Source organism: Myroides marinus (genome assembly GCF_900109075.1).
GTDB classification, from domain to species: Bacteria; Bacteroidota; Bacteroidia; order Flavobacteriales; family Flavobacteriaceae; genus Flavobacterium; species Flavobacterium marinum_A.
This window is the reverse complement of record NZ_FNYS01000011.1, coordinates 59,512-74,160: the sequence shown is the minus strand read 5'-3', so window position 1 is coordinate 74,160 and position 14,649 is coordinate 59,512. Positions and strand designations below refer to the sequence as shown.

12 protein-coding genes and 1 riboswitch are annotated in these 14,649 nt (G+C 34.0%); of the genes, 7 read left to right on the top strand and 5 right to left on the bottom strand.

Going from position 1 to position 14,649, the window contains the following annotated elements:
- Positions 1-54 precede the first annotated feature (54 nt).
- The 4 genes from BMX53_RS12045 (at position 55) to BMX53_RS12030 (ending at position 4,725) form a co-directional block, all read left to right on the top strand.
- A complete protein-coding gene (locus BMX53_RS12045; protein WP_038985866.1) occupies positions 55-414 on the top strand; it encodes a PUR family DNA/RNA-binding protein in 360 nt (119 codons plus the stop codon).
- Between the two features lie 61 nt (positions 415-475).
- A riboswitch (Fluoride riboswitch) is annotated at positions 476-543 on the top strand.
- 34 nt (positions 544-577) lie between these two features.
- A complete protein-coding gene (locus BMX53_RS12040; protein WP_074746558.1) occupies positions 578-1,846 on the top strand; it encodes a voltage-gated chloride channel family protein in 1,269 nt (422 codons plus the stop codon).
- 293 nt (positions 1,847-2,139) lie between these two features.
- On the top strand, positions 2,140-3,693 hold the full coding sequence (locus BMX53_RS12035) for an FMN-binding glutamate synthase family protein (RefSeq protein ID WP_038985864.1): 1,554 nt from the start codon (positions 2,140-2,142) through the stop codon (positions 3,691-3,693).
- Positions 3,694-3,819: 126 nt separating this feature from the next.
- Positions 3,820-4,725: a DMT family transporter gene (locus tag BMX53_RS12030; protein WP_074746556.1), complete on the top strand. Its 906-nt coding sequence runs from the start codon at positions 3,820-3,822 to the stop codon at positions 4,723-4,725.
- 46 nt (positions 4,726-4,771) lie between these two features.
- On the opposite strand, the gene BMX53_RS12025 is transcribed toward BMX53_RS12030, so the two are convergent.
- The 3 genes from BMX53_RS12025 to BMX53_RS12015 form a co-directional block, all read right to left on the bottom strand.
- A complete protein-coding gene (locus tag BMX53_RS12025; RefSeq protein ID WP_074746554.1) occupies positions 4,772-5,710 on the bottom strand; it encodes a pyridoxal-phosphate dependent enzyme in 939 nt (312 codons plus the stop codon).
- A gap of 61 nt (positions 5,711-5,771) precedes the next feature.
- Positions 5,772-6,704, bottom strand: coding sequence for a peptidylprolyl isomerase (locus BMX53_RS12020; RefSeq protein ID WP_038985861.1), 933 nt, complete (start codon positions 6,702-6,704; stop codon positions 5,772-5,774).
- Positions 6,705-6,765: 61 nt separating this feature from the next.
- The gene (locus BMX53_RS12015; protein ID WP_038985860.1) at positions 6,766-7,923 is read right to left on the bottom strand and encodes an MFS transporter; all 1,158 of its coding nucleotides are present in this window, start codon (positions 7,921-7,923) and stop codon (positions 6,766-6,768) included.
- A 393-nt stretch (positions 7,924-8,316) separates the two neighbouring features.
- Between BMX53_RS12015 and BMX53_RS12010 the strand changes: the two genes are divergently transcribed.
- The 3 genes from BMX53_RS12010 to rplS all read left to right on the top strand — a co-directional run bounded on the left by BMX53_RS12010 (position 8,317) and on the right by rplS (position 9,925).
- The gene (locus tag BMX53_RS12010; protein ID WP_038985859.1) at positions 8,317-8,649 is read left to right on the top strand and encodes a DMT family transporter; all 333 of its coding nucleotides are present in this window, start codon (positions 8,317-8,319) and stop codon (positions 8,647-8,649) included.
- Positions 8,650-8,707: 58 nt separating this feature from the next.
- Complete coding sequence (trmD, locus tag BMX53_RS12005) at positions 8,708-9,391, top strand: tRNA (guanosine(37)-N1)-methyltransferase TrmD (RefSeq protein WP_063176445.1); 684 nt, start codon at positions 8,708-8,710, stop codon at positions 9,389-9,391.
- Between the two features lie 183 nt (positions 9,392-9,574).
- Entirely contained in the window at positions 9,575-9,925 is a 351-nt protein-coding gene (rplS, locus tag BMX53_RS12000; RefSeq protein WP_038985857.1) for a 50S ribosomal protein L19, read from the top strand.
- A 136-nt stretch (positions 9,926-10,061) separates the two neighbouring features.
- On the opposite strand, the gene BMX53_RS11995 is transcribed toward rplS, so the two are convergent.
- Entirely contained in the window at positions 10,062-13,718 is a 3,657-nt protein-coding gene (locus BMX53_RS11995) for a M1 family aminopeptidase (protein WP_074746552.1), read from the bottom strand.
- Positions 13,719-13,721: 3 nt separating this feature from the next.
- Positions 13,722-14,597, bottom strand: a complete 876-nt coding sequence (locus tag BMX53_RS11990; RefSeq protein ID WP_038985855.1) for an ABC transporter ATP-binding protein — start codon at positions 14,595-14,597, stop codon at positions 13,722-13,724.
- Positions 14,598-14,649 lie beyond the last annotated feature (52 nt).

Sequence of the window (14,649 nt, the reverse complement as noted above, 5' to 3'; positions counted from 1 at the left end):
TTTTAGACTTTTGAATGCTATATGAACAAATCAATTAATTGATAAGAAGGAATTATGAGAGATAACGAAATGTTAGAAAAAGAAGAAATTTTTTCAAAAGTACTAAGAGCAGGAAGAAGAACATATTTCTTTGATGTTAGATCTACAAAGGCAGATGACTATTACATAACAATTACTGAGAGTAAAAAGTTCACGGAAGAAGATGGATCTTTTCATTTTAAAAAACACAAAATCTACTTATACAAAGAAGATTTCGGAGCGTTTAGAGAAATATTAGATGAGATGACTCAATTCGTAGTAGATCACAAGGGAGAAGAAGTTATTTCTGAAAGACACCAAAAAGATTTCAAAAAAGAATATCAGTCAGAAGATGAAGTAAGTTCATTTACGGATATTAGTTTCGACGATATTTAATAGATTACAAAATAAATCAAGTCTGAGTTTATAACTCAGACTTTTTTTTTATCTTTGTTTTATCATTTAAGGCAATGATGTCTGCCTCGAACCGCTTCTTAATTGAATGCTGATGACGTCTAACATTGATAGTAATACTAACTGTAAAACTTAATGATAGACTATGCATTTTAATTTTAACTACTTAAAAGAAGCTTTAAACAATAACTATTCTTTACGAGATATATTAATACTATTTACTAAATGGTGTGGAATAGCAATATTAGTAGGTACTGCTATTGGTAGTGTCTCTGCTTTATTTTTATACTTACTAGAACTCGTTACCGAAATAAGAATAGAACATTCCTATTTACTCTATGGGCTTCCTATAGGAGGTTTACTTATAGGACTACTATACCATTACTATGGTGGAGATGCTAATAAAGGCAATAACTTAATCATTGATGAATATCATACGCCTGAAAAGACAATCCCTTTTAAGATGTTTCCATTAGTATTATTGGGGACATTGACTACTCACCTCTTTGGAGGATCTGCTGGTCGTGAAGGTACAGCAGTACAAATGGGAGGAACTATAGCTGATCAATTCACTAAATACTTCAAGCTCTCACCTGACAACAAAAAAACATTACTCTTAATGGGAGTTAGTGCAGGTTTTGCATCTGTCTTTGGTACTCCTATAGCTGGAATATTCTTTGCTTTTGAATTAATGCTACTAAAGAACTTTAGACCTAAAGCTGTTCTTCCAGTAATAATAACAGCTTATATTAGTCATTATGTGTGTATAGCATGGGGAATCCATCATACTATATATGTTGTAGACAGTTTGCCACAGTACAGTTTTAAATATATAGGATTACTACTAATAGCAGGAATTCTATTTGGACTAGCTGCATTCCTATTTATTCATAGCACTAAACTATGGAACACATTATTTAGCAAAACAATCTCATATCCTCCATTAAGACCATTTGTAGGAGCGATACTATTCATAGTATTAATATTCCTAATAGGTAGTAGCGATTACTTAGGTTTAGGAGTACCTATGATTGTCAATTCATTTACACATCAAATGGATTGGAATGTATTCTTACTTAAGATACTATTTACTAGTTTAACCTTAGGAGCAGGGTTTAAAGGTGGTGAAGTAACTCCCCTATTCTTTATTGGTGCTACATTAGGAAGTTTCTTATCAATATATACAGGAATTCCTGTAGGACTAATGGCTGCATTAGGATTTGTTGCAGTTTTTGCAGGGGCTACTAAAACTCCCATAGCTTGTACCTTTATGGGAATAGAACTTTTTGGCATAGAATATGCTATTTTCTTAGCGTTAGTCTGTTTTACAGCTTATTTTACGTCAGGAAAAGGCAGTGTTTATAGCTCTCAATTCAAAAAACGTATTAAAACATCTGATACAAAACTGAATTAATTGCAGACAAAGCCTAGATAAATAGCATATTATCAAAGCAGTATTAACAAAACAGTATAAAATTATCAATTTGATATTTTCAAGCCTTTATAATAGGAAAATTATAATTACAAAAATGAGGTAAATTCAAAATCTTTGCTACCTTTGCTTCGTAAATTTCACAAGATATTGATTGATTTGAGAGTATAATTATACTAGATTCTAACAATAAATAATTTGTGGTTTAGAATAACAAATAAACGCTAATTCTATACAAACTAAACAACAAAAAGATTGCATTAAAATTCTATTTTATGTTTCACAAAAAATTTTTAAATCGGTTTACATTTGGACAATTAACGATGGCATTCGTTTTTATCTACCTTATTTACTCAATCACTTCTTTTGTATTATACCAATCAACTGCAAGCATAGTAAATATCGTTATTTCAGGTTTTCTTGTAATACTTGCTGTAACTGATAAATTACAATCTAAACATACTATCCGTAAAAACTATCCTATCTTCGCTAGATTCAGATATATGTTTGAATCAATCAGACCTGAGATGCGTCAGTACTTCTGGGAAGGTGAGTTAGACGGAAAACCATTCAATAGACGTGAGCGTTCTATTGTTTATCAAAGAGCTAAAAACGAGAAACAAACTGTTTCTTTCGGTATGCAAGATGACCCTAACCGTATTGGTTACGAATGGGCTTCTCACTCTGTATACCCTAAACATATATCAGATACTAATTTCAGAACTACTATCGGTAGCGACTTATGTAGCCAGCCATACAGTGCGAGTGTTTATAACATCAGTGCGATGAGTTACGGTGCTTTAAGTAAAAAAGCTATTACAGCTCTTAACGAAGGAGCTAAGATTGGTGGTTTTGCACACAATACAGGAGAGGGAGGTATCAGTCAATACCACCGCTCTGGAGGGGACTTAATCTGGCAAATTGGTACAGGATACTTTGGATGTCGTAATGAAAAAGGTTTCTTTGACGATACTTTATTCGAAGAGCGTTCTAACTATCCAGAAGTTAAAATGATTGAGCTTAAATTATCTCAAGGGGCTAAACCAGGTCACGGAGGTCTTTTACCTGCTGAGAAAAATACTGTTGAGATTTCTAAAATCCGTAGTATTACTCCTCACACTACAGTTCACTCTCCATCAGGACACACTGCTTTCTCTAACCCTACAGAGTTAGTTCACTTCATCGCTAGATTAAGAAAACTATCTAATGGTAAACCTATTGGTTTCAAAATCTGTATTGGTAAGAAAGAAGAATTCTTAGATATCGTAGCTGCTATGGTTGAGACAGGTATCCACCCAGACTTTATCACTATTGATGGTGCTGAAGGAGGAACAGGAGCTGCTCCATTAGAGTTTATCGATTATATGGGTATGGCATTAAACGATGCTTTAGTATTCGCTAACAAAACATTAATCGAAAACGGATTAAGAGATAAAGTTAAGTTATTAGCTTCTGGTCGTATCATTTCTGCATTTGACATCGCTAAAACAATGGCTTTAGGAGCTGATGCTTGTTATAGTGCACGTGGTATGATGTTCGCTTTAGGTTGTATCCAAGCTTTACAATGTGATAGTGGTCACTGTCCAGTAGGTATTGCAACTCAAGACGAAACACTATACACTGCTTTAGATGTAACTGATAAGAGAATGCGTGTGGCTAACTTCCACAAAAATACAATGAAAGCTTTAGGTGAGTTTATCGGTGCTTGTGGATATGAAAACACACAAGAGGTTAATCCTAAAACATTCAACAAACGTATCGAGCACGGAGTTATCAAAACATTCCAAGAAATGTACTTCGGTAACTTAGATACTAGAAAAGTAAAATAGTAAGCTTAATAAGCTTCATTTATATAAAAGACCACAATAACCTTGTGGTCTTTTTTTATATTAGCCCAATAAATCAAGATTCCGCATTAGTGTAATCTAGATTAAAACACCATAATTACTACTACATTGAAACTTAAACCAAAACACTGGATAACACTTATAGTTCTTTCCCTAATCTGGGGATCTTCCTTTATTCTTATTAAGCGAGGATTAGAGTACTTCACTCCTATACAAGTAGGTGCGCTTAGAATTACTTTCGCAGGATTATTCCTACTACCTATTTCATTAAAACACATCAGTAAGCTACCTAAGAAAACTTTTCATTGGCTATTCTTAACTGCTGTAGTAGGGAGCTTTATACCAATGTTTTTATTTCCAATAGCAGAGGTACATTTAGATAGTTCTATTGCAGGAATACTAAATGCTCTGATGTCTATATTCGTAATTGTACTAGGTGTACTTTTCTTTAAGTACAAAACACATCTAGGAGAAATACTAGGAGTTATACTTTCCTTTATAGGTGTAATCTTGTTACTACAATCTCCAGATTCTACAGGTATGGTTTCTGATGATTGGTTTTATCATTTACTATTAGTAATAGCATCCCTGATGTATGCCTATAGCGGATTATTAACTCAAAAATATATGGGTAATATTCCTCCTCTAGTCTGGACTGCATTTATCGAATTAGTATTACTAATACCTGCATTAATTGTTCTAATATCTTCGGGTTTCTTTCAGACTATAGGAGAACATCCAGAAGCATTAAAAGGCCTTGGCTTTGTATTTTTACTTGCTCTATTCGGCAGTGCTCTAGCGAATATTTATTACTATAAATTAATACACGAAACTAATGCGAGCTTTGCCTCATCTGTTTCTCTACTTATGCCTTTAGTAGCATTTTGTTGGGGATTATTTGATGATGAAGTATTAGGAGTATTACAGATAGTAGGAGGTATATTGATAGTTGCAGGACTTTACTTTGGTCGTAAAGACATTAAAATACCAAAACTCAAAAAGAAACAAGCATAAAAAAAGGGTGTCAATAGTATTGACACCCTTTACTTTTATATCACTATTATTCAAAAGGGAGATTGTTTAAATCTACATTTCCTCCTGATAATATAATTCCTACTTTCTTTCCTTCAAAAGAAGGTCTTTCTTTAATCAAAACAGCTAATGCTACAGCACTACTAGGCTCTACTACTATCTTCATACGTTCCCATATCAAGCGCATTGAACTTACTATCTCATTCTCACGAACTCTAATAATCTTAGCAACATTATCTTTAATAATAGGGAAAGTAATATCTCCTAATTGTGTTCTAAGACCATCTGCTATAGTATCAGTAGTCTCATTACATTCGATCGCTCCACTAAGTAATGAACGATAAGCATCATCGGCTTCTAAAGGTTCCCCTCCTATCACCTGAATTGTCTCTTTACCAAAAGCCTTAGCAGCTAATGCAGTACCTGCAATAAGTCCACCTCCACCTACTGGTGTAATAAGAACATCTAAATCTGGATATGCTTCTAATAATTCCATAGCAGCAGTTCCCTGTCCCATAATGACATCTATATTATTAGATGGATGGATAAAGGTAGCCCCTGTTTCGTCAATTATTTGTTTGCATACACGCTCTCTAGATTCCAGAGAAGCCACACATTCAATAATTTCACCGCCATAAGCTTTTACAGCATTACGCTTTACAGCAGGAGCATCATTAGGCATTACTATATAACACTTCACTGATAAGTATTTAGCTGCCAAAGCTAATGCCTGAGCAAAATTACCTGACGAATGTGTAATAACGCCTTTTTCTCTCTGCTCATCACTTAATTGTAGAATAGCGTTGGCAGCACCTCTCATCTTAAAGGCACCAGCACGTTGAAAATTCTCACACTTAAAATATAAGTCGTTACCTAAAAAGTTTTCTATCTGACCAGACTCCATTATAGGAGTATAACGAGCATACGGTCTAATACGTTCTAAACAAGCTAAGAAATCTTCTTTCATAAAAATGTAATAATTTAAACAAAAAAACTCTCAGCGGATAACTGAGAGTTTCATTCTATTATTATTTTACGTCCATTAACTCTACGTCAAAAACTAATACAGCGTTAGGAGGAATAACTCCACCTGCACCAGCTTCTCCGTAACCTAAGTAAGAAGGAATAACAAATCTAGCTTTGTCTCCTACTTTTAATAATGCGATACCTTCATCCCATCCTTCGATTACATATCCTTGTCCTAATGGGAATTCGATAGGTTTTTTTCTTTTGTATGAGCTATCGAACTCTTGTCCGTTAGCTAAAGATCCTTTATAGTGTACAGAAACTGTCTTACCTTTTTCAGCTTGTTTACCAGTACCGTTAACGATCATTTGGTAACGTAATCCACTTGGAGTTTCTTCAAAACCAGCAGCTAATTTCTCTACCTCAACTAAAGCAGCTTTCTTAGCTTCAGCTTCTCTTTTTTCTCTTGCTCCTTCGAAAGTTCTGAAAGCCTCGATAGCATTCCATTTCTCAGCAGCCTCACCTACTCTTACGATTTCTACTGACTCTAAAATATCTCCTTGTGCTACAGCATCAACGATATCTTGTCCCTCGATAACTTTTCCGAAAACAGTATGTTTACCGTCTAACCAAGGAGTAGCTACGTGAGTGATAAAGAATTGAGATCCATTAGTACCAGGACCTGCATTAGCCATAGATAATACTCCAGGACCATCATGTCTTAACGCTGGGTGAAACTCATCATCAAATTTATAACCTGGACCACCAGAACCTTGACCTAATGGACAACCTCCTTGGATCATAAAGTCAGGGATAACTCTGTGAAATTTAAGACCATCATAGTAAGGTTTCCCTTGTGGACGTGCTGTGTTTTCAAGATTTCCTTCTGCTAAAGCTACGAAGTTACCTACTGTACCAGGAGTTAACTCTTCTGTAAGCTTTACTAATATAGCTCCTTTTGATGTGTTGAACTTAGCGTAAATACCGTTTTCCATTGTTCTATTATTTTATCGTTTTTGAATAACTTCACTTAGCCTAATTTGGCTAATTATACATTTATATATTCTTCTTAGCAGTGAGATATACTATAAAAGAAAGTAGTGCTAAACACATCCCTCCAATACAAACTCCACTCCATCCAAAAAACTTCCACAAATATAATCCAAAAGCCGAGCCAAAAGCTGTTCCAAGGAAACTAAATGACATATAGACAGTATTTAATCTGTTACGTGCCTCTGGTAAAAGTGAATAAATTCGAGTTTGATTAGATACATGTATAATCTGCAAACCTAAGTCTATCAATACAATACCTATTATCAATCCTACTACTGACACACTAGAAAAGTAAAAAACAGCAAAACTTAAGAATGTCAGTACTATGCCATAAAGAATTAACTTGCGAGCTCCTCCTGATCCACCTACTTTACCTACTAAGGGAGCTGCGAATGCTCCACATGCACCTATCAAGCCAAAAGAACCTATTAATGCTGAGTCATACCCAAACGGTTCATTGTGTAGTAACAGTACCATCGTAGTCCAGAACGCTCCGAACTGAGCAAAAGCTAATGCTGTAATACCAGTTGATTCTCTTAATACAGGTTGTTCTTTGATCAGAATAAACAATGATTTATACAGATCTATCACCTTACCATTAAAGTTAGGTTTATTATAAGGTAATCTCAACTGTATCATGATAACTAATATTACACTTATCGCAGTTGCTATCCAGAACATTCCTCTCCAGCCTAGCCACACTCCTACGAATCCACTAAGTGTTCTAGAAAATAAAATACCTATCAGAAGTCCACTCACAACTGTACCTATCACCTTACCACGCTGCTCATCTGACGATAAACTAGCCGCTAATGGCAATACTAACTGAGGAACAATAGATGTAGCTCCTAATATGAAACTGATAATTTGTAACACAAAGAAATTATGTACTACCGCCATCAAGGATAATGAAATAGTAGCGAATATGGTAGTTATGATAATTTGTTTCTTGCGCTCTAACATATCCCCTAAAGGAATCATCAAGAACATTCCTACTGCATAACCAGCCTGTGTAAGATAAGTCAGAGTACCTGCAGAGGCCTCTGAAACCCCGAATTCCTCTGCTATCATCGGAATTAGCGGTTGACAATAATATAAATTAGCAACGATTAACCCTGTAACCGCGGCCATAAATAAGACATTTGATTTTGATAAACTCATAGGTGCAAATTTAGGGTAATTCAAAAACAGAAATCTTAAGCTAGCGTAAGAAATTATAATTAGTACAGTAAAATTAGAAGTTTTACAATATTATTACTTTGTATACTTAAATCTTATTCACATTTCTTTCAAAAAAAGGTAACCTATTTAAAATTAACCACATATAATATTATATCCATTACTCATTCAGAAAGATAGCTGAGCCTTCTTACTTTGATATATAATGACTCACTACGGACCTACAGCTGAGACAATAAGCACTGATACAAAATCGAGCAACACGTCAACTAACATTGTAATAAAGAGAGTTGGGTTTAGCATATAAAAGAACACTATTTTTGTTACTTCAGCATTCTCTTTAAAATAATAAAAAACTATTTTTGCTAAAAAAATATGAAGAACATCGTATTCTTACTTTTCGCTATACTACTAGAAACTATTGCTACTACAATGCTTAAGGCTAGCGAAGGTTTTACTAAACCTATTCCTACAGCAGTAACCTTAATAGGATATGCAGGAGCATTTTACCTATTGAGTTTAACGCTTCGTACCATACCTATTGGTATTGCTTACGCCTTGTGGTCAGGTATCGGTATTGTATTAGTAACAGTAGCTGCTTATTTCTTATATAAACAAAAACTAGATACTCCTGCATTGATAGGAATATCACTAATCATTATCGGTGTATTAGTAATACAACTGTTTTCAAAAAGCCAAGCACACTAATACATTTTTGTAAGATACAGAATACAGTTGTACATTTGTCGAAATATCAAAAGTAATTATGCGCATAGACATTATTTCCGTTTTACCAGAATTAATAGAGAGTCCTTTTCAAGCTTCTATTTTAAAAAGAGCTATAGAAAAGGGATTAGTAGAAGTACACTTTCACAATTTACGTGACTATAGTACTAATAAGCATAAGAATGTAGATGATTACCAGTTCGGTGGTGGTGCAGGTATGGTGATGAGTGTAGAACCGATAGACAAATGTATCTCTGCTCTAAAAGCAGAAAGAGAATATGACGAAGTAATCTATATGACTCCTGATGGAGAAACCCTAAACCAACAGATGGCTAATGGAATGTCAATGCTTAAGAACATTATCATTCTATGTGGTCATTATAAAGGAGTAGATCAGCGTGTACGTGATCACTTTATCACTAAAGAGATTTCTATCGGAGATTATGTATTATCTGGAGGAGAACTAGGAGCTGCTATCTTATGTGATGCTATCATCCGTCTTATACCAGGTGTATTATCTAACGAAACTTCAGCACTAACTGATAGCTTCCAAGACAACCTATTAGCTCCACCTATCTATACTAGACCAGCTGAATACAAAGGATGGAAAGTACCTGATGTACTACTTAGTGGTAACTTCGCTATGATAGACAAATGGAGAGAAGATATGGCATATGAACACACTAAGACTAGAAGACCTGATCTACTAGAACGAGAAGATTAAATTATACTATATTCTTTTATAAAAGATATATCTCACAATAACAAACAGAATAACAGTCAGTTATTTATCTAAAATAATTGATTATTATTCTGTTTTTATTTTTTATATTTGCACTCGATTTGGATCAACCTCTGGCGAGGTCCGTGCATGTTGCTCTGAACAATAACTATATACATTATTACAATGGCAGATTTAATGAAATTCGTTCAAGACGAATTAGTTACAAAAAAAGATTTTCCTCAATTCAGCGCAGGAGATACTATCACAGTTTACTACGAAATTAAAGAGGGTGACAAAAAAAGAACTCAGTTCTTTAAAGGAGTAGTTATCCAAAGAAGAGGACACGGAGCTACTGAAACTTTCACTATCCGTAAAATGTCAGGTAACGTTGGTGTAGAGCGTATCTTCCCAATCAACATGCCAGCTTTAGAAAAAATCGAGCTTAACCAAAGAGGTAAAGTACGTAGAGCACGTATCTTCTACTTCAGAGAGCTTACTGGTAAAAAAGCAAAAATCAAAGAAAGAAGAAGATAATCAACTTTCTAAGAGTTATAAAAAAAGAGATTGTACTCAGTACAGTCTCTTTTTTTTATGCAATATATTCAATACTACTTCTTACTAATCATAAGTTATGTGTATAAAAAAGAGGAACCTAAGTTCCTCTTTTTTATTATTTTACATCTTTTCTGTTATCATATGATCTAGTATCAATCAACTTATTATAAGGATCTATACCAACCTCAGTAGGCAACTCATCTACAACAATAGTAAAGTCATTTGCTATCTTAGAAACCTTAACTTTCTTCAGATACAGTACTTTTTCTTTTGCTTTCTTGTCCTTTGTATCACCCTGAGTGAAAATACCCACTTCAACATAATCTGCCAAAGGAAGAGATTCTATACTTGCTCCTTTATCCGTTTTATACATTAGTTTTTGACTATTTCCTTCAGCATATATCTTTTCACCTTTTTCACCTGCTCTATACTTACTAACAATAGCTTTAATCTTCACTTCATACTTTCCATTCTCAAGCTTCTTAACCTCAGCCTCATCAATATAATTATCGTATAAAGTAATTGTCTCAAACATATCTTTAACCATATACTTCAATGAATCAGGTGTTGCCGCTTTAATATCAGTTACTAACTCTGCTGCAGTAGTATAAGGAGCTTCTTGGAATGCTACTTTTTTAATATACTCTTTTAGAACACTATTAAGCTTGTCCTCTCCTAAGTAATCACTCAGTGCATAGAATGCTAGAGAACCTTTCTGATAATGAATATACTGTTGATTCTCATTATACATCAATGCTTTTTCTTTTTTACTCTCACCACTACGTCCTCCTAAGTATCTATCTAATGCTTCTTTTAAGAACTTACGCATCTGTCCTTTTCCATATTCTGCTTCTAATACTTTTAAAGAGCTATATTCAGCTAAGCTCTCAGACAACATCGTTGCACCTTGGACATTAGCTCCTATCACTTGATGAGCCCACCATTGGTGCGCTACTTCATGTGAAGTTACTGCGAATGGATAATCTACCTTATTATCGGCTTCATCATCAACATTAGCAATAAAACCTATACCTTCTGAAAATGGTATCGTGTTAGCAAATGACTGTGCGAATACCCCCATTGCCTGAGGGAATTCAATAATACGTACCTGCTTATGTTGATAAGGACTGAATGACTTCTCATAATATGCTAATGATTTCTTCACTCCGTTGATCATTCTATCTACGTTATACTCATGCCCTTTTTGATAATACACTTCTATATTGATATCGTTCCACTTATCGCGTTTCACCTCATACCTTGCAGAATTATAAGCATAAAAGTTCAACATTTTTTGATCCATCTTATAGTGGAAATAACGTCTGTTACCTTCTGTCCATTCTTTCTGTAGGTATCCAGGAGCTATCGCTATTTGATCTGCTGATGTACTTACAGTAGTTTCAAATGTTACCCAATCAGCATCTGAACTAATATAAGTATTCTGCAGTGCCTTCTTATCAGTCTGCTCTGCCATGCGCTCTTTAGGAGCTAACCCGTATTTCTTACGCACTTCATCATCAGTTAACTCTCCTTTACTATTGTAACCAAATGATGGGAATGTGCTATTATTTATAAATGTACCATTACCAATAACTGGTGAATTACTTCTAATGGCTGTATTCGGTCTATTCTTTACCTCAAATTTGAAAGTCATCTTCTCACCATGAGCTAAGGGCTTATCTAACTTATATAATTTGATACCAAATACAGTATCATTTAATACTTCTTTAGCTCCCGCAATAGTTATTGTATTTACATAATCAGTAATATAGTTAACATATAAACTATCTACAGTTCCTTCATTCTTATTTTCTAAGATAAATTGCCCTTTAGCTACAAAATCTCTAGTCTCTGGATGTAAATCCATATCAACTTTAATATCTGTAATTCGTGGCAAAAGCATATTTTCATACTTCTTATAAGTCTTCTCGTACTCTACTACCTGTAACTCTTGATCTTTCTCAGATACAAACTCATTAAGTACTGTATTCTCGTAGTATAAATATCCTCCTAGGCCAAAGAAAGCTAATGCAGACACTATAGTAGGAATTACAATAACACTTTTAGCTCGGCGCTTAGCATAATAGAATCTCTCTTTGATACTACTCACTATCCCTCTTCTCCAGAACAATAATGTCAATCCACTTATAGAAATAATAAAAAGTATCCAATAAATAGCAAACACATAGTATCTACCCAATGCAGCACCATAACCATCCATGTCAGAATATGGTGTTCCTGGCAACTTATTAAAGAAGAAGATACGTTGTTCTATACCTAACTTTGACAATTGTCCTCCAAATAAGAAGAATACAAATAAGGCAAAGAATCCTACTAAATAATTTCTAAAATAAGTTTGAACCGCAATAGCTAAACCTGCCCAGATAATATACCATATCCAACTTATTCCTATTAGCTCCTTAAGATAAAGTTCTATCTCAAAGTTGTAATAACCATTGTGTATTTGTACAATAATCCCTCCTATCATTATCACTAACAATAACAATAACTGCACTACTATTAAACTTAGAAACTTAGAAAAGAAGAATACATAATTAGGAGTAGGTGTAGCATCTATTAATAAGTCCATTCTTGACAACTTTCCTCTATGTACTAATAACCCAGCTCCTAAGAAAGTAATGATGATGATAACCAACTGAAATGTAGATCCTGGTATTCCTAACATTAAGCGAGTTATTGGATATACTGTGGTTCCATATAAAGAAGTTGCTGAAGAAGAAACTAACAACATCATTAAAATACCTAATCCCACAAGGATCATAAACACTTTATTCTTAGCTAGATATTTTATCTCTCCTTTAGCAAAACTAAATATATTACTCCACTGTGTTCCTAATGAAAAGTTATAGCTAACAGTAGGTAATTCAATACGTTCTATTCCACCGAAATTATTCTTTGTTACGCGTTCTGATTTCTTAGACTTTCTACTAAAAGTAAATGCTTGCTGTGTAAATGTAAAGAACTTTGCAAGCCCCACTAAAAACAATAAAGATACTCCTAACCAAATTCCTCTATTTAATAGATACCACTTGTCTATAGGAAGATTATTGTTATTTATTTCATCTATAGTCCAGTACTTAGTATAATATCTTAAAGCCGAACTTCCTGATGGATCTAATAAAGCAACTAACTCTTTATTATCCATGTCATGCCCTAAGCCACCTATTATCCCCTGTATAATCAATAATATCACCATAGAGACAAAACCAACATACACGCTTCTAGACATTGTCACTACAACAAATACAATGCTACCAAAGAATAACATATTAGGAATAATGGTTAATAAATACACCTGCACATAACTCCAGAATACATTAGGTCCTATCAATAACTCATTAGCCCAAGGCAATAAAGTAGCCATAAAGATTCCCACTCCTATCATTACACTAATAATTAGTGTCACTAAGAATGAACTTAAAAACTTACCTGCCAAGTAGTCTCTCTTAGAGAAAGGGTATGAGAACAATATGTGATGTACATCATATCTAAAGTCTCTATATATAGATGCCCCAATAATAGAAGGAAATAAGAAATAAAGTAAATTATTAAAACCTTCTATAAAATTAGCCAATACATAAGGTGAATTAAACTTCATTAGAGAACTAGACGTTACTTTCACTACATCAAAAACTCCTACAGCACTTGCCATACTTAAAAAACCTAGCAAAAAGAATAGGGTTAAATACAAATAAAACACCCAACCTTTAAACCAGCGTTTTAGTTCAAAAGAAAAAATAGTTCCAAACATAGTTTATCCGTTTTTAAGTGCAACAAAATAAACATCTTCTAAGTTTGGTTTAACTTGAACAAAACCAGCTTCCGCAAGAGATACTTCTGAATAAGCTCTAATATTCAGATTATTATCTTGATTATACTTTCCAGATAAGATAGTCAATTCTTTGTTTAACTCTTCTGCCATCTCACGTGTAGTCTCTCTCGTCCAGATCTTCCCTTCTAGCTTTTGTTCTGCTTCCTTAGGTGTACTGCGCTCAAGTAAATTACCTCCATTAAGAATAGCCATCTCATGACATAGTTCATTTACGTCATCTACGATATGTGTAGAGAAAATAACTGTATTGTTATTTCCTATTTCTCTCAATACATTTAAGAAACGATGTCTCTCTGCTGGGTCAAGTCCTGCTGTTGGTTCATCTACAATAATTAACTTAGGGTCATTTAATAGTAGTTGAGCGATACCAAAACGTTGTTTCATACCTCCAGAGTACCCACTTACACTTTTGCGACGAACCTCATATAAATTAGTTACTTCTAAAACTTTAGTTACTATCTCATTTCGCTCTGACGCTTTTGCTATTCCTTTTAAACGAGCAAAATAATCTAATAGATCAAGTGCTGACATATTAGGATATACACCAAAGTCCTGAGGTAAATATCCCAACATCTTTCTAAACTCATTTTGTTGCTCTAATATATTGATATCACCAAAATGGATAGATCCACTATCAGGTTTTTGAAGAGTAGCAATAGTTCGCATTAAAGAAGATTTACCTGCTCCATTAGGTCCTAATAGACCAAACATACCTGCACCAATCTCTAAGTTAAGATTGTCTATAGCTTTAACGCCATTCTTATAAGTCTTGTTTAAATTTTTAATAACTAATTTCATAATTCTAATTTTGGTTTTAACTATATGTAGTAGTTGTATTATAAATGTTACA

Excerpts from the sequence above, each read along its gene's own strand:
- BMX53_RS12045 (WP_038985866.1), top strand. The coding sequence starts at position 55 with ATGAGAGATAACGAAATGTTAGAAAAAGAAGAAATTTTTTCAAAAGTA.
- BMX53_RS12040 (WP_074746558.1), top strand. The coding sequence starts at position 578 with ATGCATTTTAATTTTAACTACTTAAAAGAAGCTTTAAACAATAACTAT.
- BMX53_RS12035 (WP_038985864.1), top strand. The coding sequence starts at position 2,140 with ATGTTTCACAAAAAATTTTTAAATCGGTTTACATTTGGACAATTAACG.
- BMX53_RS12025 (WP_074746554.1), bottom strand. The coding sequence starts at position 5,710 with ATGAAAGAAGATTTCTTAGCTTGTTTAGAACGTATTAGACCGTATGCT.
- BMX53_RS12020 (WP_038985861.1), bottom strand. The coding sequence starts at position 6,704 with ATGGAAAACGGTATTTACGCTAAGTTCAACACATCAAAAGGAGCTATA.
- BMX53_RS12015 (WP_038985860.1), bottom strand. The coding sequence starts at position 7,923 with ATGAGTTTATCAAAATCAAATGTCTTATTTATGGCCGCGGTTACAGGG.
- BMX53_RS12010 (WP_038985859.1), top strand. The coding sequence starts at position 8,317 with ATGAAGAACATCGTATTCTTACTTTTCGCTATACTACTAGAAACTATT.
- trmD (WP_063176445.1), top strand. The coding sequence starts at position 8,708 with ATGCGCATAGACATTATTTCCGTTTTACCAGAATTAATAGAGAGTCCT.
- rplS (WP_038985857.1), top strand. The coding sequence starts at position 9,575 with ATGGCAGATTTAATGAAATTCGTTCAAGACGAATTAGTTACAAAAAAA.
- BMX53_RS11995 (WP_074746552.1), bottom strand. The coding sequence starts at position 13,718 with ATGTTTGGAACTATTTTTTCTTTTGAACTAAAACGCTGGTTTAAAGGT.
- BMX53_RS11990 (WP_038985855.1), bottom strand. The coding sequence starts at position 14,597 with ATGAAATTAGTTATTAAAAATTTAAACAAGACTTATAAGAATGGCGTT.